The 25,003-nt window shown below is 34.0% G+C and carries 27 protein-coding genes, 1 pseudogene, 1 riboswitch and 1 other annotated feature; of the genes and pseudogenes, 20 read left to right on the forward strand and 8 right to left on the reverse strand.

Translation table 11 applies throughout. The features are described 5' to 3' along the window. The first annotated feature begins 30 nt into the window (after nt 1–30). Nucleotides 31–933: a TetR/AcrR family transcriptional regulator gene (locus ACTSKG_RS14320; protein WP_464755241.1), complete on the forward strand. Its 903-nt coding sequence runs from the start codon at nt 31–33 to the stop codon at nt 931–933. Between the two features lie 218 nt (nt 934–1,151). Further along, nucleotides 1,152–1,796, forward strand: coding sequence for an FMN-dependent NADH-azoreductase (locus ACTSKG_RS14325; RefSeq protein ID WP_464755242.1), 645 nt, complete (start codon nt 1,152–1,154; stop codon nt 1,794–1,796). 65 nt (nt 1,797–1,861) lie between these two features. Here ACTSKG_RS14325 and ACTSKG_RS14330 read toward each other — a convergent pair whose 3' ends face one another. The 6 genes from ACTSKG_RS14330 to ACTSKG_RS14355 all read right to left on the reverse strand — a co-directional run bounded on the left by ACTSKG_RS14330 (nt 1,862) and on the right by ACTSKG_RS14355 (nt 7,540). Next, a complete protein-coding gene (locus ACTSKG_RS14330; RefSeq protein ID WP_464755243.1) occupies nt 1,862–2,011 on the reverse strand; it encodes a hypothetical protein in 150 nt (49 codons plus the stop codon). Between the two features lie 188 nt (nt 2,012–2,199). Next, the gene (locus ACTSKG_RS14335) at nt 2,200–3,051 is read right to left on the reverse strand and encodes an energy-coupling factor transporter transmembrane component T family protein (RefSeq protein WP_464755244.1); all 852 of its coding nucleotides are present in this window, start codon (nt 3,049–3,051) and stop codon (nt 2,200–2,202) included. Further along, nucleotides 3,002–4,735, reverse strand: coding sequence for an ABC transporter ATP-binding protein (locus ACTSKG_RS14340; protein ID WP_464755245.1), 1,734 nt, complete (start codon nt 4,733–4,735; stop codon nt 3,002–3,004). The genes ACTSKG_RS14335 and ACTSKG_RS14340 overlap by 50 nt, the downstream gene beginning before the upstream one ends. Nucleotides 4,736–4,753: 18 nt before the next feature. Continuing rightward, a complete protein-coding gene (locus ACTSKG_RS14345; protein WP_464755246.1) occupies nt 4,754–5,311 on the reverse strand; it encodes an ECF-type riboflavin transporter substrate-binding protein in 558 nt (185 codons plus the stop codon). A gap of 48 nt (nt 5,312–5,359) precedes the next feature. Next, entirely contained in the window at nt 5,360–6,220 is an 861-nt protein-coding gene (locus ACTSKG_RS14350; protein WP_464755247.1) for an SAM hydrolase/SAM-dependent halogenase family protein, read from the reverse strand. Nucleotides 6,221–6,304: 84 nt separating this feature from the next. Continuing rightward, nucleotides 6,305–6,579 (reverse strand) — a binding site (T-box leader). A gap of 412 nt (nt 6,580–6,991) precedes the next feature. Next, nucleotides 6,992–7,540, reverse strand: coding sequence for a GNAT family N-acetyltransferase (locus ACTSKG_RS14355; protein WP_464755248.1), 549 nt, complete (start codon nt 7,538–7,540; stop codon nt 6,992–6,994). 441 nt (nt 7,541–7,981) lie between these two features. Then, nucleotides 7,982–8,083, forward strand: a riboswitch (purine riboswitch). 126 nt (nt 8,084–8,209) lie between these two features. Here ACTSKG_RS14355 and ACTSKG_RS14360 point away from each other — a divergent pair. The 18 genes and pseudogenes from ACTSKG_RS14360 to ACTSKG_RS14445 all read left to right on the forward strand — a co-directional run bounded on the left by ACTSKG_RS14360 (nt 8,210) and on the right by ACTSKG_RS14445 (nt 22,908). Continuing rightward, nucleotides 8,210–9,403, forward strand: a complete 1,194-nt coding sequence (locus tag ACTSKG_RS14360; RefSeq protein WP_464755249.1) for a nucleoside transporter C-terminal domain-containing protein — start codon at nt 8,210–8,212, stop codon at nt 9,401–9,403. Between the two features lie 121 nt (nt 9,404–9,524). Next, on the forward strand, nt 9,525–10,034 hold the full coding sequence (locus ACTSKG_RS14365; RefSeq protein ID WP_464755250.1) for a GNAT family N-acetyltransferase: 510 nt from the start codon (nt 9,525–9,527) through the stop codon (nt 10,032–10,034). Between the two features lie 145 nt (nt 10,035–10,179). Next, entirely contained in the window at nt 10,180–10,422 is a 243-nt protein-coding gene (locus ACTSKG_RS14370; RefSeq protein WP_464755251.1) for a hypothetical protein, read from the forward strand. Nucleotides 10,423–10,468: 46 nt separating this feature from the next. Then, complete coding sequence (locus ACTSKG_RS14375; protein WP_464758041.1) at nt 10,469–10,756, forward strand: tetratricopeptide repeat protein; 288 nt, start codon at nt 10,469–10,471, stop codon at nt 10,754–10,756. Nucleotides 10,757–11,064: 308 nt separating this feature from the next. Continuing rightward, nucleotides 11,065–11,973, forward strand: a complete 909-nt coding sequence (locus tag ACTSKG_RS14380; RefSeq protein WP_464755252.1) for an alpha/beta fold hydrolase — start codon at nt 11,065–11,067, stop codon at nt 11,971–11,973. 3 nt (nt 11,974–11,976) lie between these two features. Then, on the forward strand, nt 11,977–12,597 hold the full coding sequence (locus ACTSKG_RS14385; protein ID WP_464755253.1) for a kinase: 621 nt from the start codon (nt 11,977–11,979) through the stop codon (nt 12,595–12,597). A gap of 146 nt (nt 12,598–12,743) precedes the next feature. Then, complete coding sequence (locus ACTSKG_RS14390; RefSeq protein WP_464755254.1) at nt 12,744–13,562, forward strand: RNA polymerase sigma factor; 819 nt, start codon at nt 12,744–12,746, stop codon at nt 13,560–13,562. 14 nt (nt 13,563–13,576) lie between these two features. Continuing rightward, on the forward strand, nt 13,577–14,152 hold the full coding sequence (clpP, locus tag ACTSKG_RS14395) for an ATP-dependent Clp endopeptidase proteolytic subunit ClpP (RefSeq protein WP_464755255.1): 576 nt from the start codon (nt 13,577–13,579) through the stop codon (nt 14,150–14,152). A gap of 108 nt (nt 14,153–14,260) precedes the next feature. Next, complete coding sequence (locus ACTSKG_RS14400; RefSeq protein WP_464755256.1) at nt 14,261–14,938, forward strand: hypothetical protein; 678 nt, start codon at nt 14,261–14,263, stop codon at nt 14,936–14,938. A gap of 540 nt (nt 14,939–15,478) precedes the next feature. Next, nucleotides 15,479–15,910, forward strand: coding sequence for a hypothetical protein (locus ACTSKG_RS14405; protein ID WP_464755257.1), 432 nt, complete (start codon nt 15,479–15,481; stop codon nt 15,908–15,910). Nucleotides 15,911–15,954: 44 nt separating this feature from the next. Next, the gene (locus ACTSKG_RS14410; RefSeq protein ID WP_464755258.1) at nt 15,955–16,716 is read left to right on the forward strand and encodes a hypothetical protein; all 762 of its coding nucleotides are present in this window, start codon (nt 15,955–15,957) and stop codon (nt 16,714–16,716) included. Nucleotides 16,717–16,785: 69 nt separating this feature from the next. Continuing rightward, a complete protein-coding gene (locus ACTSKG_RS14415; RefSeq protein ID WP_464755259.1) occupies nt 16,786–17,727 on the forward strand; it encodes a hypothetical protein in 942 nt (313 codons plus the stop codon). A gap of 168 nt (nt 17,728–17,895) precedes the next feature. Then, nucleotides 17,896–18,936 carry an ATP synthase beta subunit C-terminal domain-containing protein gene (locus tag ACTSKG_RS14420; RefSeq protein WP_464755260.1) on the forward strand — a complete coding sequence of 347 codons (1,041 nt, stop codon included), beginning with the start codon at nt 17,896–17,898 and terminating at the stop codon, nt 18,934–18,936. 392 nt (nt 18,937–19,328) lie between these two features. Continuing rightward, nucleotides 19,329–19,445: pseudogene (locus ACTSKG_RS14425) on the forward strand (gamma-type small acid-soluble spore protein); the annotation flags it as partial. Between the two features lie 82 nt (nt 19,446–19,527). Next, on the forward strand, nt 19,528–19,983 hold the full coding sequence (locus ACTSKG_RS14430) for a YndM family protein (protein ID WP_464755261.1): 456 nt from the start codon (nt 19,528–19,530) through the stop codon (nt 19,981–19,983). A gap of 60 nt (nt 19,984–20,043) precedes the next feature. Next, complete coding sequence (locus ACTSKG_RS14435) at nt 20,044–20,229, forward strand: histidinol-phosphatase (protein WP_464755262.1); 186 nt, start codon at nt 20,044–20,046, stop codon at nt 20,227–20,229. Between the two features lie 113 nt (nt 20,230–20,342). After that, nucleotides 20,343–21,791, forward strand: coding sequence for a hypothetical protein (locus tag ACTSKG_RS14440; RefSeq protein WP_464755263.1), 1,449 nt, complete (start codon nt 20,343–20,345; stop codon nt 21,789–21,791). A gap of 226 nt (nt 21,792–22,017) precedes the next feature. Continuing rightward, on the forward strand, nt 22,018–22,908 hold the full coding sequence (locus ACTSKG_RS14445; protein WP_464755264.1) for a DMT family transporter: 891 nt from the start codon (nt 22,018–22,020) through the stop codon (nt 22,906–22,908). 394 nt (nt 22,909–23,302) lie between these two features. On the opposite strand, the gene ACTSKG_RS14450 is transcribed toward ACTSKG_RS14445, so the two are convergent. Together ACTSKG_RS14450 and ACTSKG_RS14455 are read right to left on the reverse strand one after the other, a co-directional pair. After that, nucleotides 23,303–24,268 carry a polysaccharide biosynthesis protein gene (locus ACTSKG_RS14450; protein ID WP_464755265.1) on the reverse strand — a complete coding sequence of 322 codons (966 nt, stop codon included), beginning with the start codon at nt 24,266–24,268 and terminating at the stop codon, nt 23,303–23,305. A gap of 16 nt (nt 24,269–24,284) precedes the next feature. Further along, nucleotides 24,285–24,941 (reverse strand): DUF1796 family putative cysteine peptidase, encoded by a 657-nt coding sequence (locus ACTSKG_RS14455; protein ID WP_464755266.1) that lies wholly within the window; start codon nt 24,939–24,941, stop codon nt 24,285–24,287. Nucleotides 24,942–25,003: the final 62 nt, after the last annotated feature.

Consider the following 25,003-nt stretch of genomic DNA (forward strand, 5'->3'; position numbering starts at 1 on the left):
GAATGATTAATCTCTAAAGGAGTACAAGCGATGAATAAGAAAAAAAGGAATGTCATAGATAAAGCGCATGAATTATTTATTGAACAAGGCTATCACGCTACGTCCATTCAAGATATTTTAAATCATAGCGGTATTTCAAAAGGGTCTTTTTATAATTATTTTCCTTCCAAAAGTGAACTGTTTAAAGCTGTGTTTAATCTTATCCTGGAAAATATGCAAATGGAGAGAGACAAGCTACTCATCGGAGAAAGCGTTAGTGACATCAATGTTTTCAAAGAGCAAATCAGTTTTATAATGAAACTAAATAAAAAAAACAAATTAAATCAATTGATTGATGATGTGCTTGTATCAAGCGATCCAGACCTAATAAAATTCATAAAACAGTTCAAACTTTTATTTTTACATTGGGTATATGAACGCTTTTTAGATATTTTTCCTCGGGATAAAGAAATATATTTGATGGATTGTGCAGTTATTTTCACTGGTGTTATGCAAAATATTCTCTATACGAGCCATGCTTTAAAAACAACTTTTAAGATGGATGAAATGGTTAATTATTCGATGGACCGAGTAATTACGATTTTGGAAGACGTAAGCACAAAAGATATTCACTTATTTGAATCCCAAAAGTTAAATACATTATTGCCTCAATCTGATTATAATGATTTTTTTAACAATGAATTTTCAATTGCCACTGTGAATTTAAAAAAGGTAATTGAAAAAATCTTTATTTTGGAAGAACAAAAAACGGCAACTTATATAAATTTGTTATATTTTATTCAAGAAGAGATTATGAATAATAAAGAACCAAGAAACTTTTTGATAGAGAGTGCCTTATCTACGCTAAAAAGCACGGAGGAATTAAAAGATTTAACAGAGTATTTACAGTATGAGCACGTTTTAGCAAATATGAATTATTATCCGATTTCATAACCACTTTTTCAAAAAAAGCTGTTTAACTAAGGAAAAATTCTAGTTGAACAGCTTTTTTCATACACTTTTGTAAAATTGCTAGCTAACTAAGTTCTCGTTAATGTTTCGACTTCGAGACAAATAATTAGTAATCGAATTTATTATTATGATAGAATATCTAATTGTTGCAACGTTCTTATATTAATCATATAAACTAAACAATTTGGAGGAAACAAATAATGAATATATTAGTAGTGAAAGCAAATAACCGTCCAGCTTCGGAAGCAATATCAAGCAAAATGTATGAAACATTTATGGAAGAAGTAAAAGGGGCGCAAGGTCTTAACGTAACAACTTTCGACGTGTTTGCAGAAGATATGCCATACTTCGGTCAAGACTTATTCAATGCATTTGGAAAAATGCAAAACGCAGAGGAATTATCAGATGTAGAGCAACGTATTTTAGCTGCTAAACAAAAAGCAATGGATGCTTTAACAGCTGCAGATGTAGTTGTTTTCGCGTTTCCTCTATGGAACTTAACAATTCCAGCAGCATTGCAAACATTTGTAGATTATACGTATCAAGCAGGTTATGCATTTAAATATAGTCCAGAAGGTCAATTAATTAGCTTAATGCCCGAGAAAAAAGCGATTATCTTAAATGCACGTGGTGGAATTTATTCTACTCCAGAAACAGCACCTATGGAAATGGCTGCAACTTATATGCGCAATGTTTTTGGAGGCGTATTCGGAATGTCAGTAGAAGAAGTAATTATTGAAGGTCACAATGCAATGCCAGATAAAGCGGAACAAATTATTGCTGAAGGTCTTGAAAAAGTAACTGCTATTGCAAAATCATTATCCGTTGAACCTGTTAAAGCATAATATAAAATAAGGAATCCCTCTTTGTCATAAAAATAGAGAGGGATTTTTAATGGATTTTCCTTCGTTTAAAACCTAGGGAAAACATACGAAATTAAAAACCAAAGTACCCCAAAAAAGATAATTAAATAGGCAGCATATTTAATGAATGTCGCACCTACTAAGCCAGAATCTGTTTTTTCTTCCCGACGTACTTCTACGCGTTTTTCCTCATCCATTTTATATCACTCCCGACTGTTTAATCTTATAGTTTAGTTACCCTCAAACGGTAGGTTGTAAACTTTTTCCTTGTTTATAAAATTAAAAAGCACATATTCGACAAATTATGCCGATTATGTGCTTTTTATTGTAAGTAATCAATCTACTGATAAGTGTCAAAGTGGACATCATTCGATCAAATATGAGTTTAAACAAATGGATTATAAAAACGTCCCTCATTTATGAACATGAATATAATCATTAATATGAAAAATAGAAAAGTAATGAAGATAGCGATAAAATCTCTCAATTTAAATTCTTTATAGCTGTACCATGTTCGCTTTTTCAACTTTCCGAAGCCACGTAAATCCATTGTATTACTAACTATTTCAATGCGATCCAAACTTGAAAAAATAAGCGGTAAAATTATAGAGCTAGCGTTCTTTATCCTTTTCCCCAATTGTTCATTCCGAGACATATCCACACCACGCGCTTGTTTTGATCGTGCAATCGTTTTGAAATCGCGTTGAATATCCGGAATATACCTTAAGGCGATTGATACCGAATAGGCAAGGCGATAACTTACGCCTACACGATTTAATGATGCTGCAAATTCACTCGGGTGTGTCGTCACTAGGAAAAGTAAAGCAGGAGGGATGACCGCAAAATATTTCAGTGTAATATTTAGTTGATAAAATAGCTGCTCTAAAGTAATTGAATAACGTCCAATTGAACCGGTGATCGGGTGTGAAGTCCCGTAGATTACTGTTCCATGCTGAGGTGCAAACAAATAAATTGCAATATTGTTAAGCAATAAGAAAAATAAAATGAATCCTAGTACAAAACTAATTTCTTTCATTTTAATTTTAGATGCAAAAAATAGAACAAAGCTTGCAATCAATATGAATAATAAAAATCGAGTATCGTATGTAAACATCACAGCAGAAGACCAAAGAAGAAAACAAATTAGTTTTGTTGCTCCTGTTAGACGGTGAAGAATTGAATCTCGTTCAATATAGCTCAGTAGTTCGTTGTTCACTAGCGCGCACCTCCCGATCATATTGAATAAAATGCTCAACAAAATGTGAAGGTTCCGAGATGTTCAAGTGCTTCGCTAATCCATATAATGAAGATTCTTTTAAATTTGCTTCTTTAATAAGCTCGGGGTTTGATAAAATGTGAGCCGGGGAAGCATCCGCTATTATTTCCCCACTAGATAATACAATTGATCGATTTGTGTACTCCGTCATTAAATGCATATCATGAGTAATGAGAATAATAGCTATTCCATTCTTAGTAAGTTCCTCTAAAAACGTCATTAATTCTGTTGTATGCTTATAATCTTGACCTGCAGTTGGTTCATCTAGCAACATTATAGAGGGCTCCATGACTAAGATTGTCGCTATAGACAATCGTTTTTTCTGACCATAGCTAAGGGCTGTAATAGGCCAATTTCTAAATGGATATAACCCGCAAATCTTTAGTGTATTTTCTACTCGCGATTTAAGTTCAGTCTCTGAAACATTTTTTTGAGCTAGGCCAAATGCAACTTCTTCAGATACAATTTGTTTTGAAAACATATGATTTGGATTTTGTAGTACAAATCCAACTCGCTCTGCACGTTCTTTTATAGAGTCCTTTTTTGCGTCGATATTTCCAAAATAAATGACTCCATCATTTGGTTTTTCAAACCCACAAATAAGTGACGAAAGAGTCGATTTACCTGCACCATTTGCACCGACAAGGCTAATCATTTCACCTTTATGTAATTTAAATGAAACGTTTTTTATAGTATTTGCTTTATGTGGGTAGTGGAAACTGATATTCTCTAGGGATAATACGATTTCTTCCTCTTTTACTTTTGAGGTTAAAGAGTATCCCTTGTTATACCAATTTACTAATTTTTCATGGAACGACTTTTTTACTAACTCACCAACGTTGGTTAATGCCATCTCTTGCGTTAACTCACATCCTGCGTACTTTAATGCTTTAATGTAGAGTGGTTCTCGAATCCAATTTTCGGCCAATAGTGATCCTGCAAGAACTTCATTCGGCGTCACGTCTGCAATAATTCGCCCGTGATTCATTAAAATAATTCGATCCAATGGCTGTGATAAAACATCTTCAAATCGGTGTTCCACAATAATAATCGTTTTATTCGACTCTTTTTGAAGTTTGTCTATTAATGCCATTGTCTTTTTTCCAGAAGCGGGGTCAAGATTTGCAAGTGGTTCATCGAATAATAGAACCTCTATATTATTTACAAGAACACCAGCTAACGCTACTCTTTGCTTTTGCCCTCCTGATAATTCATGAATCCGCGCATTTAAATGTGTAGATATATGGACAAGATCAGCTGCTTTTTGAACTTGCTTTTTCATCTCACCTAGAGCAATATTATTATTTTCCAATGCGAATGCAATATCTTCAGCAACGGTTAACCCAATAAACTGCCCATCTGTATCTTGTAGAACAGTACCGACTGTTTGTGAAATAGAAAAGAGGTCGAGTTCACTTGTCTCTTTTCCACTAATTTTGAGGCTACCAGAAACTTCACCTTTGTATGCAAAAGGAACAAGCCCGTTCAAACAATGAACGAGCGTGCTCTTTCCAGAACCAGAAGGGCCGACAATGCAAATTTTTTCCCCTTCATAAATAGTTAAATTTATATTGTGGAGCGTTGGTTTTACTTGACTATTATATTGAAAGCTATAATCTTTAAACTCGATAACTGGCTTTTTCATGCAAATCTCCTTGTATACTTAATCCTCGTAGCTTAGACTTCCTTTTTTCGTTCTTGTTTTCGCATAAGCAGTTAACAAAATTGTTCCGAGTACTGCAGCAGTACCAATATTCCAAATACCTGCTACGATTCCTTGTGTGAAAACTTTATTTGCAGGTTCTGCATAAATTAAGATATCAAGTCCCGGTGCAACTAAGAACCAAGCAATCATTTGGACAATTACTTGAACGACGTTAAACTTTATAATTTTTTTAACACCAAATTCTCCATCTTCAACTGAGAAATGCTTATAAAATATACCGATACCAAGTCCAACAAATGCCGAAGTGATTACCCAACTCCACCAAATAGAACCGTATGAAGTCAAATCATTCAATGCATGACCGATTAACCCGACAAATAAACCTGCAATTGGGCCAAATAGAACAGCAATAAGTGCTAAAAACGCATAAGCAGTTTGAATTGTCGTATTTGGGATCCCCGTAGGAATCGCTACAAATTTTGCTAAAATAAGAAACACAGCTGCGCCAATACCGATGGCAACGATTGTCTTTGTTGAAAAGATAGACTTTTTCATTCATCATTCTCCCATACTTTTTATATTTATTTTACCAGTTATCACTAATTAGTTATATACAACTTGAGGTACTTTACGAACTTTTACTTCCCAGTTCATACCAGTGCCTATACCATAAGTTTCTGCAAAGGAACGCTGGTTAATGGCGATAGCAATATTGTCTAGAGAATTTACATATAAAAGAGGCTCTCCGACATCGGTAGCTGCAAACGAGCGTCCGAATGTCAATATGTTTTCATAAATCGCGCGACCATTCGTGGATATAGAGACTTGGAATGATTCTCCGTAATCCGCATCCAATTGTTTGAACTGTACTCGGCTAATATTTGTCCATAAATTTCCAAACGGACGATCAATAATATCGACAATACCAGTAAATCCTTCGTTTTCGAACTTAGAATCCTTTAACGGAAATTCGATAATGGATGACAACGGGAGAGATGGTCCAACTTCCTCGAATTGAATAGAACCAGAAGCAAGGCGGGCACCCGTATAAGCATAAATATCGCGACCGTGGAAGGTATGTGACTCACCAGAGTTTGGAAGTCTATTTATTGCTTCATCAATCTCGCGAACTTCTTTAATACCGATGAATTTATTCACATGAGTTAATGTTCCGTTGTCTGGTGTTACGATATATTGGTTCTTCACGGTCTTAACTACAACACTTTTTCGGTCAGAACCAACACCTGGATCTACAATTGATACAAATACTGTTTGCTCTGGCCAGTAATTAATCGTTTGTAATAATCGATAAGAAGCCTCCCAAATATTATATTGTGGAATTTGGTGTGTTAAATCGAAAATAGGCAAGCCGCGTTGAACGGAATTTGCAACCCCATGCATAGCACTCACTGCTCCGTCGCTAATACCAAAATCTGATTGTAAAACTAATAAACCTTCTGTCATGTAAAACACTCTCCTACTAAAATTATTTTTGGTTCTAGAGGAGAGCTGGAACAAAAAAATCCCGCCCTCCTCAATCATTAGATTGAAAAGGACGAGATATACTCTCGTGTTACCACCTTTATTCGCTACTTACTCACATAAGTAACCTCAGCAAGTACAGAATTCTATACAAATGAATTCTAAACTGTGGTATTGATAACGGGTACCAAATCCCGCTTACATCTCAGGTGCAATTTCTGCGCGTTCAATGTAGAGCTCAGAGGCCATTGTTCAAACGAAGATTTTTCTGCTTCTTTTCAGCTACCGAAGCTCTCTTTAAGAAATTCTACCATTTTACTTTTTCTCTTCATCGCTTTTATTTATAATAGTGAATTTACACTCAATTCTAAAAATAGTCAAGCGTTTTTTTGAATTATTGAAAAACACTACAGTAGAAAAGTGAAAAACCTGCTTAAATTATTTCTAACTAAGTTGTAGTAGTTAAGAAAATTGCATAAATAGCATTTAATTATTAAAAGACGAACAATAGATATTTTATTGATTGAAGCGACAGGCGGCGACTCCAGCGGGATGAGTGAGACAGATGAGACATCACAAACGACGCGAATGCGGCGGTGATGGCTCATCGCTCACCCCGCGGAAAGCGTCCGCCGATAGCGGAAACCTTGCTGATTTATTAAGAAAATATTATACATGTTTTTAAATTTCACTTTAATATTGTCCGTGTTTAATGCTCTAAATTTGAATTGTGAAATTGACTCAACTAGTTAGTTAAAGCATGTTTTTATTATATTCCCATTCCTCACGTAAAATACCCATTCGAATAGAATCATAATATTGACCATCATAAAAACGAACTTTTCGAATTCTTGCTTCCATCTTCATCCCTAGCTTTTCCCCAACTCGAATCATTCGTTTATTACCTGACCATGTTGTATAGCCAACGCGAACGAGCGGCATAGTAGTAAACAAATGTTCCATCCATAGTTTTAAAGTACGTGTTCCTAAACCCTTTCCCCAGCTTGGAGCTTCGTGAAAAACTATACCCATTTCAAGCCATTTGGAAGGTTCGTGTTCCCAATAATACGAAACTATTCCGCAAACTACACCAGCAACCTCGATTGCCCAAAAGTTATCTCTTGCAACGTATGAATCCGCCTTTTTAATAAATGCTTCATATGAAATCGCTTTATGTTCATAGTAAGGTGCATCCCACTTTTTCCATTCAGGGGCTTCGTCCTTAAAAGCTAATTCCCATAGTTTAGGTAAATCCTCGTTTTGAATTGGTCGAATTATTAACTCCTGATCCTGATAAAACATCAAATTCCTCTTTTCATCCTAAAGTATAAAAAAGTTTGATTATTGGATCGAAAAGAGACAGCGTTTGCCTTTGCCTTTTACTTTTCAATCACCATTAATAAGTTTTTCATTTATAACACTCCTCTCAAGTATATACATATGATTATATGTGAGTTTAAAAATAATAGGTATTTTAACTTACTTTAATCATTCCCTTCAAGTGAAAAGGAGATAAATACATACTTTAGTAAAATGGTTTTCAATATTTTAAAGCATAAAGATGATGGTGAACCTGGCTTGAAAATAAAGTGGAGATAATTGTTTTTGAGGTGGAGCGTCTCAAAATAGTATGAAAAAAAGAACATTGGTGAAACTAAGTTGTAAACAAATTGATGTTTTTGAATCTTTACGGAAATTTTATTATTTGGAATATGGGTTAACGTATTGATTATTAATAAGGTAAAGAGTATTATAAGTTTTTCTTGTATATGATCAGTAATATGGCCTGATTGTTTCTACCTAGTAACCTTAAATAACTAGACTACAGGAAAGTTTGATTAAAATTTTGTATGAAGACGAGGGCGGTGTAAACTTCCCTTTTTCTAAATCCCTTATTTTTCATTCTTTCTATTTCTATGGAAATTATGTAAAATGAGGGGTTTTTTTGATTCTTATTTAGGAGTTGCTTTTATGTACTTTTTGCTAAATCTTTTAGGCGTTTTTGTTGTCATGGGCATCGTATTTTTATGTTCACCGAATAAGAAAGCAGTGAAATGGAGACCAATTTTTTCTCTTATCATTGTTGAATTACTCATAACATGGTTTATGTTAGGCACAACAATTGGTAGTTGGGTAATCACTAAAATTGCATCATTCTTTACATGGTTAATTGCATGTGCAAATGAAGGAATAGGATTTGTTTTTCCAACTGTTATGGCAAATGAAACGGTAGACTTTTTCTTCAGTGCATTGCTTCCAATTATTTTTATCGTGACATTTTTCGATATTTTATCTTATTTTGGTGTTTTAACTTGGATTATTGATAAGGGAGGGTGGGTTATTTCAAAAGTTTCGCGCCTGCCCAAACTGGAAAGTTTTTTCTCCATTCAAATGATGTTCCTGGGCAATACGGAAGCTTTAGCAGTCATTCGTGATCAATTATCTGTATTAAAGGACAATCGATTACTTACTTTTGGAATTATGAGTATGAGTAGCATTAGTGGTTCGATACTTGGTGCATATTTATCAATGGTTCCAGCAGAATATGTATTTAGTGCGATTCCACTAAACTGTTTAAATGCTCTAATTTTAGTTAGTATTTTAAATCCGATCCACGTGCCAAAGGAAGAAGATATTATTTATACTCCCCCGAAATCGGAGAAAAAAGATTTCTTCTCTACGATTTCAAATAGTATGTTAGTCGGTATGAATATGGTTATTGTTATTTTAGCTATGGTTATTGGTTATGTAGCTCTTACTGCTGGACTCAACGGGATTTTGGGTGTAATTGTACATGGTCTTACGATTCAAAAAATCTTTTCTTTCATCTTTAGTCCGTTTGCGTTTTTACTTGGTTTGACAGGACATGATGCTTTGTATGTAGCACAGTTGATGGGAATTAAATTGGCAACGAACGAATTTGTAGCTATGATGGACTTGAAAAATAACTTAGACACTTTGCCTCCACATACTATTGCTGTTGCAACGACCTTCTTAACGTCATTTGCGAACTTTAGTACAGTTGGCATGATTTACGGAACGTATAATTCAGTTTTATCGGAAGGCAAGTCGGCGATTATTGGTAAAAACGTATGGAAGCTTCTCGTAAGTGGTATTGCTGTTTCGTTGTTAAGTGCAATGATAGTTGGTTTATTTGTATGGTAATAAACTTTAAAAAAGGTAACTCGAAAACATTCGAGTTACCTTTTTTGTTTGGAACATTAAAAGGAAATAAACAAGTGGTGACGAATTTGTATTTAGGGAAATAAAAGTTGGGGGAATAAATATGATCTTTAAAAATGATATTTTAATTAGACCAATGAATGAAGGTGATTATGCTTTAATGGCGAAATGGTTAAGTGATGAAAAGGTGTTAGAACATTACGGTCCGAGGCTAACTTTGGAACAAGTAATTACAAAATATGGTCCAAGAATTGAAGGCAATCATTCAGTTAAACCTTACATAGTTGAATATAAAAATACGCCAATAGGATATATGCAGTATTACCCAATAACAACAGCTCAATTAAAACTGTATGGCTATTCAGAAGAAAATGAAAAGGTATTTGGCATCGACCAGTTTATTGGTGATACAAGTTTTTGGGGTAAAGGCATTGGTACGACAATGATAGGGCTGCTCTTAGATTGTATCAACTTAAAGGAAGGCATCCAAGGAGTGTTGTTAGACGTGAAAAACACAAATGTGAGAGCTATCAGATGTTATAAAAAATGCGGATTTCAAATGGTGAGAAGCTTAGAAAATAATTATTCACTAATGGCATGGACGAGGGACTGATATGACCCTATAGATTATTTTGTGACCGTATAGAAAAAAATGTGACCGTATAGATTATTTTCTGACCGTATAAATCTTTTTGAGACCGTATAAAAATTTTTCTGATCGTAGAAGCTTTCTGACCCAAATGAAGGGTGGAAAATAGATGAATAAAGAAGAATTAAAATTCAATTTGATGAAACTGAAGGAATTCCTTTATTTTGATGATAATAACTACCTTCGTGAAAAATGTTCAGCTGAGAACTTGTTAAAAGAAGTGATTGAAAAGTTTGAAGCAAAGATTGATTCACGAACGAATGATAAATTCGATGATATGATCTTTCTATATGGGAACTTAGGTAACTTATATAGAATACAAGGGGATACATTTAGCTATCAAGAACCTTAAAATAGCCCTCGAATTAAATGATGAAAATAAACAAATTAGTAACTTAATTCGTCTAGGAGAGGCATTGAAGTACGATGGCCAACATGAACAAGCTCTAAAGAAATTTGATGAAGCAATTGAATTATGTACTCCTAGTAATGGTTCTAACCTATTAGATTTTGCATATCAACATAAAGGGAAATGCCTTTTAGAACTAGGTCAGGTTAGTTCAGCATTAGTTTACTTTCAAAAAGCGCTGAAAATAAGGTTAGTAAAAGGTGATCAACCATTGATTGATTCTACGCAAAAAGCAATTAATTATGTTAAGCATGCACTTGGAATAGATTTTATTTGAAGGAAGGTAAATGTGTATGTTTAGAAGGAAAACATAATCGTAATAAAAGAATTCGTTGCTACGTTTAATGAATTATTCAATGATATCAATTTATCAAATCAATTAATAAATGGTTCCCTATTAGTTGAAAGATGGATGTTAAATGAAGGCTGATAATGTCGAGATTTTTTCAATATGAAAATATGATAGTTACGAAGATTACGGGTGAAGTGGAAAAGAGTTTGTACAAAATACATTCTTTGTAGAAGCTAAAAACGAGGAAATAACATCTCCACTAAAAAGTATTAATTAAACCGAGGGAGAAACAAATGAAATCGACAATTATAAAAAATATATTAGGACTTATTGTATTTCCATTAACGGCGTGGAATTTAATAATGAATAAAAAAAATAAAGTTGCTCCCCCGGGTAAAATAATACAAACAAAGCATTCGGAAGTGCACGCTATTGTAACAGGTAAGGGGGAAGTTACAGTTATTTTAGAAGCTGGATTAGGTTCTATTTCGATTGACTGGTGTTACGTCCAACCTGAGATTTCAAAAATTGCAAAAGTGGTTTCATATGACAGAGGGAACTATGGATGGAGTCGAACAAAGAGAAAGTCACTTACTTCACTTGATAGTGTGGAAGAATTAAAAGAAGTATTGGAGAAGTTAAACATTAAACCTCCCTATATATTAGTAGGTCATTCATTTGGAGGACTTTCAATGAGATTGTTTGCAAGTATGTATCCTGAAGATGTAACGGGCTTAATACTAGAAGATGCAGTTCATGAAAACCAGTATCTTTCAAACAATCAAAGTAAACAATTTAAGTCACTGGTCACATTTGGCTATGTAACATCATTAATGGGGCTACCAAGAATATTAAAAAAACGAGTTGGTAGAAAATTTTTAATAAAAGATTATGATAGACATCTTAAGTATGTTGGATACACATTAGGAGCATTTAAGACAATTTACAGAGAATATACAGACAGCTCTAAATCTGCAAAACAATTGCTTAAATCAAAACCGCTACCTAATGACTTATCAGTTATTGTGATAAGTGCAGAAAATCCTTCGGAACAATGGAAAAAACAACAGGCACTTTTGTCAAAACTAACGACCAAAACCGTACATATTCAAACTGATTCGGGGCATTCAATCCATCTAGAAGATCCGAAAATAGTAATTGATTGTATTACTAGATTGATAAAAGAAAGTAGTGGAATTTAGCTTATGACATTTCTCCCAAATATAATAGAAGGAATTAAACAATTAGAAAAGGTTGATAGACCTTATATAGTTGGTATGGATGGATTAAGTGGTGCAGGTAAAACGACGATAACTGAAAAAGTAAAAAAAGAGTTGATGAGCGAAGGGTATACGATTGTAGTTATCCATATTGATGATCTAATTGAAGAAAGAGTGAAAAGATATAACACAGGTCATCCAGAGTGGTTTGAATATTACAGGTTGCAATGGGATGTGCAATATATAAAAGAAGGTCTATTTGAAGCAGTTCACCAAAAGGAAAATCATATTAATTTAAAGTTTTACGATATGGAAAAAGATCAATGCTTTTCAAAAATCATCGACCTCAAGCACAGCACCTTGATATTATTAGAAGGAATCTTTCTTCAAAGAAAAGAATGGAGAGACTTTTTTGATTATATGATTTACTTAGATTGCCCACGGGAGGCACGTTATCAAAGGGTTTTACAAAGAGATACTTATATAGGGGATATGAAAGAAAGATTGAATAAATATGAGCGAAGATACTGGCTAGCGGAGGATTATTATTTTAAAGAAGAAAATCCTCTAGAAAACTCGGATATTGTAATAAAGAGCTTATTGTAAAAAGCCATTTGCCCCAAATGAAAAAAATAAATAATCCAAACTAGACGATCGGAAATATAATAAATATAAGAGCATCTTGACCCGTACCTTTTCAACCCATTTTTTCGTTTATATAGATGAAAGACTAATTTGGAGGAGGGAAAAACATGCGGCCGCTTGTTGAAAAAACTCCCATTGAAATGAATGAAGAATTTGAGATGGCTATTAAGCCTTTTATGCATGATTTAAGAAAGTATTGTCTGTCCCTAACGAATACTAATTGGGACGGAGAAGATTTAATGCAGGATACGTTAATAAAAGCATATGAAAGTTGGATGAAAATGCCGAAGCAGATAGCAAAGGCATTCTTATATCGGATTGCTTCGAATACCTGGATAGATAAACATCGTAAACGAAAAATAGAGGAAGATATGAATCAAGATTTAACGAATTATAAACAAGAGGAAACACCTATGACGGAAGCGGCTTTTCAGATAATTAGTGTTGTGTTGAATGAGTTGTCCTGCAAACAACGAGCTGTAGTATTGTTTATGTGGGGATTTGGCTACACAGCAAAGGAGACGGCAGGTTTACTTTCTGTTAGCGAAGGTTCTGTCAAAGGAGCACTTAATAGAGCACGCAAAAATTTAAAACGAATAAATTTTGATAGTATTTCTCTAGAATTGGACGATGATAAATTAATTCCTTATATAACCGCTTTAAGCAATGAAAATCCAGAAGCTGTCCTACGACTTTATCAAAAGGAAATACAAGAGCCATTTATGCAGGCTGGAAATAATGTATCTTTATCTTCTTCAACTTCAATGGTTCAGTCTGTTGGGGCTGGCAGTACTCCTTATGTGCTTATCTCAATTCCAAAGAAAAATGGTGGAGTCCTTTTCGTACCATTTTATCAATTAGAGTTATCTGCATTGTTTTCGCAGATAGCATGGTTTAAGCAAAAGGAATTTTCAGCTGTAGCATAGAAAGGGGATATTAAATGTCTAATCTTATTCCGTATGTGGTGGAGCAATCAAGTCGTGGAGAACGTTCCTATGATATTTATTCGAGGCTATTAAAAGACCGAATTATTTTTCTTGGTTCAGAAATTAATGATGTGGTTGCGAACAATATTGTAGCACAGATGTTGTTTTTAGAAGCAGATAATCCAGAAAAGGATATCTCTTTATACATTAATAGTCCTGGAGGATCGGTAAGTGCAGGATTTGCTATATATGATACTATGCAGATCATAAAGCCTGATGTACGTACAATCTGTACAGGACTGGCGGCATCGTTTGGAGCAACGATACTTGTCGCTGGAACAAAAGGTAAACGCTTTGCTTTGCCAAACAGTGAAATAATGATACATCAGCCTCTCGGAGGGGCTCAAGGGCAAGCGAGTGATATTGAAATAAGTGCAAGACGTATCTTATTGATGAAAGAACGAATTAACCGAATTTTTTCAGAACGTACAGGTCAGTCTATCGATAAAATTGCACAAGACTCCGATCGTGATTATTTCATGACAGCAGAAGAAGCAAAGAACTATGGTATAATTGATCAAATTATTTAAAGAACAATCTCTCCATCTAACTTCGATGGAGGGTTTTTCCATGAAAAAGAGGATTTTATTCAAATAAAACAGAAGAAACATTAAATCTTAGAAGAAAGCAGTGAAACCATGAAAGCAAAACAAGCATTAGCAGTGAAGAATAACGTTGCGTGGTGTGAAATAATGAGTAGACTACATGGTTGTGAAAGTCGAGTAGAAAATAATCTTTGGGGATTAAATAAAAAGGCTCCAATATATTATCCTGATGTTATTACATTAAGCAATGTAGTTCTTACAAACGAACTTTTGAATTTTATAGGAGACACACAAGTAGAATATATTAAAGACAGCTATGCATCCCTTCAATTAGAGGATTTCGAAGTTCTAATTGAAGCTAATTGGATTTATCATGAATTGGATGGAAAATTAAGTTCAGCTAGTGTTTCCTATAGAAAGCTACATTCCAAAGAGGAACTTTTGAGTTGGAATATAGCTTCTGGTTTAGAAGGAATTTTACTACCAGACATTTTATCTCATCCGGATGTCTCCATATATGCAAATGAAGGAGAGATAGTAACTGATGGTTTTATAGTAAATTGCAGTGGTGATACGATTGGCGTTTCTAATGTGTTTTCTACAGACGATAATAGTGATTTAATTTGGACAGATATTATTGAAGTAATAAATCAAAACCATAATGGTAAGCATATAGTTGGCTATGAGTCTGATGAAACACTTATAGCAGCGGTAGAGGCAGGCTGGCAGTGTATCGGTGGTTTGAAAGTTTGGAAACTAAAAGGGATTTAGAAAATAATTGAAGTTAATTTTAGAGCAGCACTATTAAAAAACGCAGCGTGATTAAATGCTGTATCAGACTGTGGACAAACTCGATATAAACCGAGTTTGCCTACAGTCTTTTTTCTTATAAAAAATAAGAGATATTGAGTCCAGAAAAAGACACTCGCTTTCCGCAGACTTCGTACTAGTCTCAGCGATATGCACCAGCGCGGTTGGTGTGCTCCACTCTCATCATGAGAATTAATAAGTTAGATTGACAATAAAAATTTTTTAGAACTAAAAAAGGATTATTTACGAATCTTCTACATGACTGTTTGTAATCTACATTATATAAGTTTAGTTTTTATAGATAGAAGGTATTGTTCGATGGGGTAATAGATTAAACAAAATTTCATAAAAATAACAGTATCGTATACCACAAATTGGTATATGTTTTTTTGTTTTTCCATACATAACAAAAAGAATTTAGGGAATCCTAAAAAATTTGGACAAGTTTGGTTATAAAAAAGTAGTTCGATGGATAGAATGTTTTAGAGCAACTAGAAAGGGGTGCTGAAAATTAAAAAAATTATTGGAACTATTGTACTAGTAACTGTATTGCTCAGCGCCAGCACCATTTATGCGAGTGGTCTTCCACAAAACTCCCTTTCTAAATGGTATGGACAATCATTTCAGAAGGAGAGTGGAAATCAAAGTAAACTTGTTCCATCTGATATCGAGAAAACTTTTGAAGAGGTAAATAATTTCCTATTAGAGTCATTGGAAAGTTTTGAATCTACAATTGTAGCTATTTTTGATAATCAGATAAAAGAAGCAAGGGCTGGTATTAAGAGTTATAAACAGGACACTAAAAGTCAGTTAGACCAATCAGTTAAAGAACTAAAAAAAGTGAATCTTGATGATTATGTTGACAAAGAAAAAATTGAAGATGAAATCGATCAAGACATCGAAGAAGTATTAAAAGAAGTATTTGGTAATTAAGGACTCATCCATTCAAAATTATAAAATCAAAGGGAGATATTAAAATGATTAAAACAATTAAAGGTAAAGTAGTAGCAGGAACAGTAGCAGTAACATTATTTGCAGGTTCAGGAGTTGCATTTGGTTATACAGACGCGGGTACAAAATTAAAGACATGGTATGATAACCAATTCGGACTTAAAGTATCTGAAATTAATACTGCACAAAAAGTAAACGATCTAAAAGGAACTCTAACTACTTCATATGGTGATAGAATAGCAGTAGCAACATCTCGCATTGCTACAACTAGAGATGTTGAAATGGCAGCAAAGAAAGATTCTATAGAAACTCAAGCTAATAAACATATTAAAGATGTTGGCGATAAGAAAGAGGAAATTTCAGGTTATATGGCTAGCGAATTTGTTAAACTTTTCAATGAGGCAAATGCATCGATTAACCAAGCTGGGAGTGAAGCATTAGAATATGCTGATGTTAATTTACCAAAAGACACTAAAACATTAGGCGATAATGCAATTTCAGTTTTAAATACAGAACTAAAAATGACAACCGAACAAGCTGTGACTGATCTAACCGCTGCAATTGCTGCTGCGAAAGGTTCACTTCAAACGCAGTTGAATTCTGAAAGTGCTGCAACTAAAGCTGAAATTATTGCGGCAATTGATGCTAAAGCTGTTCAAGTAAGAAAATATATTGTTGATTTAAGAAATTCATTAGTTGATGCACAACAGAAACTAATTGTTGATGAAGCAAAAAGACTAGAGCAAGTTGCTAAAGATGATATGCAAGGTCTAGTAGATGGCATCTAATAATCTCTATTAATACTCAATAAGGGCCTCATACTCGAGGTCCTTATTCTTCTAATTGGAGGAATATACATGTTAAGTAGATTAGAAAAATATAAAAGAAAACCGTTTAAAAAAGCAACGATTATAATCGGGGCTCTTTGTTTGTGTATTGGTCTTGGCGGAGGAGTGAAAACTGCCTTAGCAGATATAGACGTACAACAATTGATGGCTAATTGGTTTTCAAAAAAACAAGAAGCATCTTTAAGAGAAATAGATGAGGCAATAGGTACTGAAAGAGAAATACTTATGACCCAATTGAAAGATCAACTCCAAACCGAAATGCAAGTCGCACAAGAACAGCTGGCTACTTTTACAGCTGAGCAGAAGAAAAACCGGATTGATGCATTACAACAATACGCAAGCAACTTAAAAGCTGGGATGAAAATAGATAACAGTGAACAACAAGCTGCGATTTTAGCAAACTTGGATGCTATTATTAATCAAGCGAAAGCACAAATGGATGGTCAAGCTGAGGAATTGAAACTAATTCCGATACCTATTCCAGAGCTGCCAACAACTCAAGAACCAGTTTTACCAAATCCGGAAGTCACTCCTGCATCTGGAAGTGAAGAAAGCGTAGACCATGCTCCAAAGACCGAAGTAATTCCTGGGCAAGAGAAATCGACAGATCCTAAATCAGAACTAGCAGTTGCGAGCCCTCCAGAACCAGTTGAAGTAGACATTTACACTGTTTCTAATTGGTTTAAAATGCCTAACTTAACAAACGTAACGGTAGAGGAACTATCTATAACTGGTGATGTATTTTCTGTAGACAGCACTTTTTCTGATATATTGATGAATCAAAGAGCGAGGGAAATATTAAACAGTATTTTAGTAGGTATAGAAAATCATCCTCAATTCCCTCAAATCCAATATAAAACAATTGAAGAAATGACTCGAGTAGCACCAGGACAATTCAATGAAAAAGTAATGTATTTACTGAATAAATCACTCAGTACAATAAAAAAATAATTGGAATATGGAGCATCGACTTCCTCAGCAATCATTGATTGTGCAGGAACTTGGTGCTTTTATTTGTTTGAAATACTTTTTAGAGTAACAAAATTTACGTTTTAAAGAAATAATTGTTGCATTTAAGAGTAAAATAAATTACTGTTTAAAGTAAGGAGGGGAAAGGATATGGATGAAATTAGACTGAACGTAGCTTTACTTAGAAGAAAGGTACCGAATTTAACAACTGCAGCTAAATCGATTGGGATTCGCCCTGCGACAGTATCAAATTTATGCACGGGAAAAATTGATTTAGGAAAAGCAGAAGTAAAGACCCTAGTTGGTCTTGCAACGCTCGCAAACTGTACAGTGGATGAATTAATCATACGAGGGGAGAAGTTAAACATGATTGAAACGCAAATTAAAACTTTGGATTTCTTTGCACCGCTAGTAAAAGGAGGTACAACTGGATTAGTTGCACGTCCAGGTATGGGGCAACTTGTTATTCTTGCTGAACTTATGCATCGATTTAAAGAAACAGATTACACGACTGTCTTTTTATTACCAACAACTGAATATAGCGAGTTAGATGGCACGATAGAATTAGCGGACTATGTGACTAAGTCGGTTAACGAAACGTTTGCAAAATTTTCGGAGCTATCTGGGGATATTATTTTTATCACGGATAAGAGTTATATCGTGTCTGGTGAGCTGTTAGATCTTCAAGAAAAATTAGTTTCTGAAAGAATGGATAATATCACGACTATACTATTAGATCTTTCAGGAGAAGTAGTGGATGAAGATATGCCTTATGGTCCTCTAGAAACGATTTGGCAGTTAGATGCCGACCTATCTACGCGTCATTTATACCCAGCTATTCATCCAATTTACTCTACATCATCCATTATTGAAGGTGTGGATTTGGATCAACGTCATTTCAATTTAAGGCAGCGTGCGCAGAAATTGCTTCGCCGCTATAGAGAATTGCGGTCTATAGTAGTTGTTCATGGTATGAATAAAATTCCAAATGCTGAGTTAGAAACATATGAACGAGGAGAACGTTTAGAAGCTTATTTTACGCAACCATTTTTTGTTGCAGAAGCATTTACAGGATTAAAAGGAAAAGCGGTGCCTATGTCTCAAACGTTAATGGATATTGAGTCTATTTTAGAAGGCAAAACAGATGATCTATCTGTAAAAGACTTAAAGTTCACAGGAAGTTTAGCATAATATGCAAAAAAGCGAGTAGAAAATATTTCTATTCGCTTTTAATTTTATATTTTAGTTGCTCTGTTTTTTTATTATCGCCCATTTGCTCCAGTCTCACCTAAAGTAAACTCATTACACTGAGAAATGGTTGTTTTTAAGATAAAAATGATAGCTTTCATCAAGAACTTGGTTGCTGTCAGCATATAATATGTTGCTTTCACCTTGCTATTGGTTGCCCTATGACAGTTTTTAACTTTTAGTTTTCAATAAAATAATCGATAAAGATGTGAAGAGCAATCGAAATGGTATTTTCGGTTGCTTTTATTTGTGTTTTTTTCATTTTATTAAAAAATTTAAAAGGTATGACCAGCATTAATTTGGTTAACCTAATCAACAAAAAGGAGATAACTTCATTGGAAAATAACCAAGATAAATTCACAATTGTTGGTACAAATATAGATGAAGTAAAAAGACAAAATGCGAACTCTGGTATGACTTATAACGAACTAAATGAATGGTTTGCTAAGCAAACGAAAAATAATAGTAAAAGTTTAAAAAACATTCATTCAGTTAATCAGGGAAGTGACAAATAACGGAAGGTGAGAAGAGATAATGTATATAAAATCATTTCTTATAAAATTAATAATGACTACAGCAGTGCTAGCGATTATTTTAGGATTGTTTTATGCAGTTAACTCTAGAGATGTATTAATCATAAGCGTAGTTTTAACCGTTATTGGTTATATTGGCGATGTATTTATCTTGCCTAGAGTTGGTAATACTTTAGCGGCGATGGGTGATTTCTTACTTGCGACAGTGGTAATCTGGGTGACGGGTAATAATTTAGAAATACCAATTGCTATAGGAACAGCTTCTTTTATTTCTGCTCTAGTTCTTATGATAGGGGAATTGTTTCTTCATCGATTTATGGAAGGACATATTTTTGAACCTCAAGTTACTAATCCTAAGCACAAACGAGGCTATTATCAACAAACTAATTTACAAACTGAGTTTGCGGAAGAAGTAGATTTAGACAAGATTTCAAAAGAAGGAAACTCATCAGAGTAATTAAGCAGTATAATTCTTTCTTTCAAGACCAATCTAATACGGTCGAGGAGGTGAGCAATTATGGGGAACAATAATAAACGTAATAATGATAAACGTAATAACTATAATCAAGCTGAGATCGGTGAGGACTTTAACGTTGAGAATGCAAATAATCAAAAGCGCAATGACCAAAATAAAAACAATAACCAAAATAATCGAAATGCCAATCGTAATAACCAAAACAATAACCAAAATAATTTAAAATAGCATGTGACAAGCGCAGTTCTTTCTCTGATTTTATTAGGAAGAACTGCGTTTTTGTTTAGATATTTAATCATGGAGGTATAACTAATAAACCTAAGTAAATGGAGGTAGTCAATGTGGAAAAGTTAGAAATACAACCCCTTGATATTACCAAGGGTTATATAACGTATTTGTTTCCTTTTTCTTTTCGTGTTAGAGAGTACTCGAAACTTATAATGCAACTCGAAGAAAATAGTTTTAACTTTTTTAACCTAGAAAAAAGCGAACTCCAAGATTTATATTATGGAGAAGGTATTAAAATAAATCATAAAGAGTTGGATCAGTTCTTTTTGGCATTTATTGAAGATAAACTTTTTCCTGTCTCAACTAAAGAGCGGGGTTTTTTACGTTTCTCTAAGGAAATGAAAGAACACTTTCAATATGAGGTAAATGATAACCAAATAAATTTTTTGATAAATAGCGTCGATATTACATTATGTCCTTTTGGAGTAGGAATTGTAACCATTCGCACAGAGATGGATGAAACAAAACAAACTTTAACAAACGTATTAGATTTTATAAGTCATTTTCGGGTGTTACAACCTAAATTGGATGAGGAAAAAGGCGGAAGAACTATTCAAGGGGAGAGATTTTTTCATACGACCAGTGAACTTGTTTTAGACTATTTGTGTAAACCATTAAAGCCTTTTATTATACAGAACAAAAAAATGGAAGGTTACTACGGAAGTCTTCCATTTTTCGAAGATGAGCGTATGTTAACATCTTCTTTTTTAATAGCCGCTGGGAACCAAATAATTACGAAAGATCAGTTATTTAGGATAGGCCAATTAGATGGAAAGGATTCTGATGGTCAAGAATTTATGTCAAGTACAAATAGGGCATATATTGAACGATACCTAGAAAATCGAATTCATGATAGGTGGGCGCCGTGTACATATACCATTACTTCTCAGCATACACAAACGACTGTATCAATAAAAAACAGGGAACTATTGAATAGGGAAATATCGCAATTTATGAGTACGCACTATTATAATTTATTACTCCATTATTATTACAAAATTATGTTTTTTAAGTTATCTTTTGAACATAGTGATGTAGATTGGGCAAAGGATAAAATATTTGTAGAAGAACTTATAGAACTAATTTCCAAGTTTGATTCAGGATACTATTTTAATGAAGTATCATCTCGGACAGAAGGAAAAGAGTTTACACATATATTACGTGAGACATTTAATATCAATTATCTATTTGAAGAAGTAAAAAGAACCGTGGATGATTTATTTCGTGCACAAGAAAAGCAAACCTACAAAAGACAAAATATGTTGTTATTTATGTTAACTGTTTATACTGTGATATCGGGAATTTATGGTATGAATTTAGCGATAGATGACTGGAAAGGTAAAACCGATTGGTCTAAAGTATCGCATTATTCCTTTTTCGAGTGGATTTCCCTTATTACAGCATTAACAGGCATTGCATTGTCTGGTATATTACTTGCATCAACAGGTGGAAAACTAGTTTGGGAGAAGTACAGAAAGTGGAATAGACGTAGATTGCAATAATATTTTTACAGATAAGGGATTTTAAATAAAGTGCCAAAAAAAACTAAAAAAACGATATTCAATACTTGTTTTAAATTAACTTTTATTTGTTAGGTGGGGAAGGCTTTCCTTTAAGGGGTATGTCTTATTTGTATGTGGAAACTTTTTTCTATTTCACATTCTCTAGTTTATCCATTATATTATTAAAAGAGAATATAAATAAGATATATCAAAATGGGGTAAAAAAGTGAGTAGAGGAAATACATCAAAATCTATTGTGTTGCCATTAATCATATCTATTGTTGCTATATCTTTTGCGGCGATATTTGTAAAATGGTCCAACGCGCCAGCAACTATTTTAAGTATGTATCGTATGATATTGGCATGTTTGCTATTAGTGCCAATCGTCTGGTTTAAAAGAAAAGAGTTTCATAAACTAACTAGAAGAGAATGGTTTTTATTGTTCTTATCTGGTTTATTTTTAGCTCTGCATTTTGCTCTTTGGTTTGGTTCGTTAAAATTAACGACTGTAGCAAGTTCAACAATTATTCTAGCACTGCAGCCGATCATCTCGTTAATAGGAGGGGCTATCTTATTTAAAGAGCGAACTACTAAAGCAGCCTTAATGACAATGGGAATAGCTGTCTTCGGAGCGGTCATGGTTGGATGGGGTGATTTTGGGTTAAGTAAAAGCGCTATAATTGGTGATATTCTTTCCTTTCTAAGTGTGATTGTCGTTGTAGGATATTTACTAATTGGACAAACTGTAGTTAAGAAGGTATCCCACTGGATTTATAGTTTTTGTGTATTTGGATTTGCAGCGATAGCATTAATTGTCTATAATGTGGCAACGCAAGTTAACTTAGGTGGATACGATTCAAAAGAATGGGGTATCTTTGTTTTGCTTGCAGTTGTACCAACAATTTCACATCTCATTAATAATTGGTTAATGAATTATGTGAACGCAACGACTATTTCCATGAGTATTCTAGGGGAACCAGTAGGTGCTACCATTTTAGCTGCTATCTTTCTAGGAGAAAGACTTGTTGGTTGGCAAATTGTAGGTGGCATTCTTGTTTTGCTAGGGGTTTTCTTTTTTTTAATGCAGCAAATAAGCCGCTCCAAGAAAATAGATTAATAGAGCAACAAAACCATTGATAGAAACGGGTGATAGTAAAGAACTTGATTGCTTAAGTTCAACTTAAGGTTGGAAAATTTACAGGACAATAAAGAAAAATGGAGAACAAAGAACCAAAGTTATTTAAATCTATTCTTTGGGAGAATATATCGGTTAAATATATTTTGGCTTATAAAAAGTTCCTGTTAGAAGAAGGCCAAAGAGAATTTTCATTTCATCAATTCTTAGGCTTCTGTCAATCTTTTCGGTGATTATACTATAAATCCTTTATCAAGTATTTATAAGGAAGAGTGTCAGTACGTTCTACTTTTCCTCGTTGTTTCAACAGTTGAGCGTGGCCCCAGAGTTCAGTTAAAACTGAATTTTGGGGCCACGCCTTGTCTTATCGAATTTATTACTTTAAAAATCCTCCGTCAGTTAATAACTGTTTAATTTCTTTTTTAGTCATTAACCTTTGCTTTGTATCTAATAGTACTGTCGGAACAGTAGTTTTTCCTTCGCTAGAATTAGTTGGAGAAATGAGGATTAAATCATTGTTAAAGACGGTTGCTAGAGGCTCTTCGTTTTGAGCTATTAACACCTCGTGAATTTTCTCGCCATTTCTTGCTCCGATTTCAATAATGTCCACATCTTTTTTTTGGAAAAAGTCAATGAGGACTTCAGCCAAATCTAGAATTTTACATGCGTTCATATGCATGACAAAAATCTCTCCTCCAGTTCCTAATTCAGCGGCTTGAAGAAGAGTATTTATCGCATGTTGAGGAGTAACGAAGTAACGGGTCATTCTTTTATCTGTGATAATAATTTGGTTTTGCTCTTCTAACTGCTTCATAAACAAAGGTAGGACACTTCCGCTACTTCCCAATACGTTTCCGCCTCGAATACACAAAAGCTTAGTTGTGGCGTTTTTTTTGTTTGCATGCAGGATTAGTTTCTCACCAAGCGCTTTTGTCATCCCGTATGTGTTCGCTGGATCAGCGGCTTTATCAGTAGATACATAGATTACTTTTTTTACATTGTTTTCTATTGAAGCTTCGATGACATTATATGTCCCTAATACATTTGTCTTGAAAGCTTCGATAGGATTTTCTTCACATACCGGCACATGTTTTAATGCTGCCAAATGAAATACATAGTCTACTCCAGAGCAAGCTGTACTGATAGCCTCTCTGTCTCGTATATCGCCGATACAGAACTGTATCCTTGTATCTGGAAAGATTCTTCGCATGACGACTTGTCTATTTTCGTTTCTGGAAAATATGGTAATTTTCTTTGGGTGCATAGATAGCAGTTGTTTGATTAACTCATTCCCCCATGAGCCTGTCCCCCCGGTTACTAGTATCGTAGAATTTGTAAACACTTTTTTCCCTCCCAGATTATTTCTTAATAAGATTTAATAAAGAAAATTTTCTTTTTTTGTACCTAATTCCACTTAACACTTCTTCCCATAAAGAGTGATTGCCTTCCCAAATATCTAAATTAGGAAATTCAACTGAACATACTTTTTCTAATGGCCAGTTTTTTTCTACTAATCCTTGGACAGATGTGTGATTAATTAATAGGATACTGAAATCATGCTCAACGAGGTTTGACAATACGTCTTGTAACACTGCAGCATCTTCAAGCGTACCTTCCGTCCGAACAAACAATATTCTATTAGCTTTTTTCGACTCTTTAAGAAATCTTTTAATTCTTCGATTGTATTTTTCCATTACTTCCGTATAGGATCCTAAGTGTTCAAGGGTATTCTTATCGACACTAAAATCGTGATTGGAGACAATGTTATTTGCATCGTCTGATACACAAATACATTTATCCGCATAACCAATGATTCTTAAATTTTTATAATCTAAGAAACCTTCAAAGCGATTTTTTAAAAGTTGATTGACATTCGACAAGAATGGACTTGCCACCCAATCAAATACGCCCGAATAAGGTCTCAAATTATGTTTTTTAAGTTGAATAGATGTTAAACAAAGATTTCCTAAACTGAATATTGCATCATATTCTCCTTTAAGTGCAGTTAACTCCATTTCTTCACCCCCTTTATAATCTCTTTTACAGGTGTAGAATGTAGATTCCTCCATGATCATAG

This window comes from Psychrobacillus syltrankelensis (assembly GCF_055454035.1).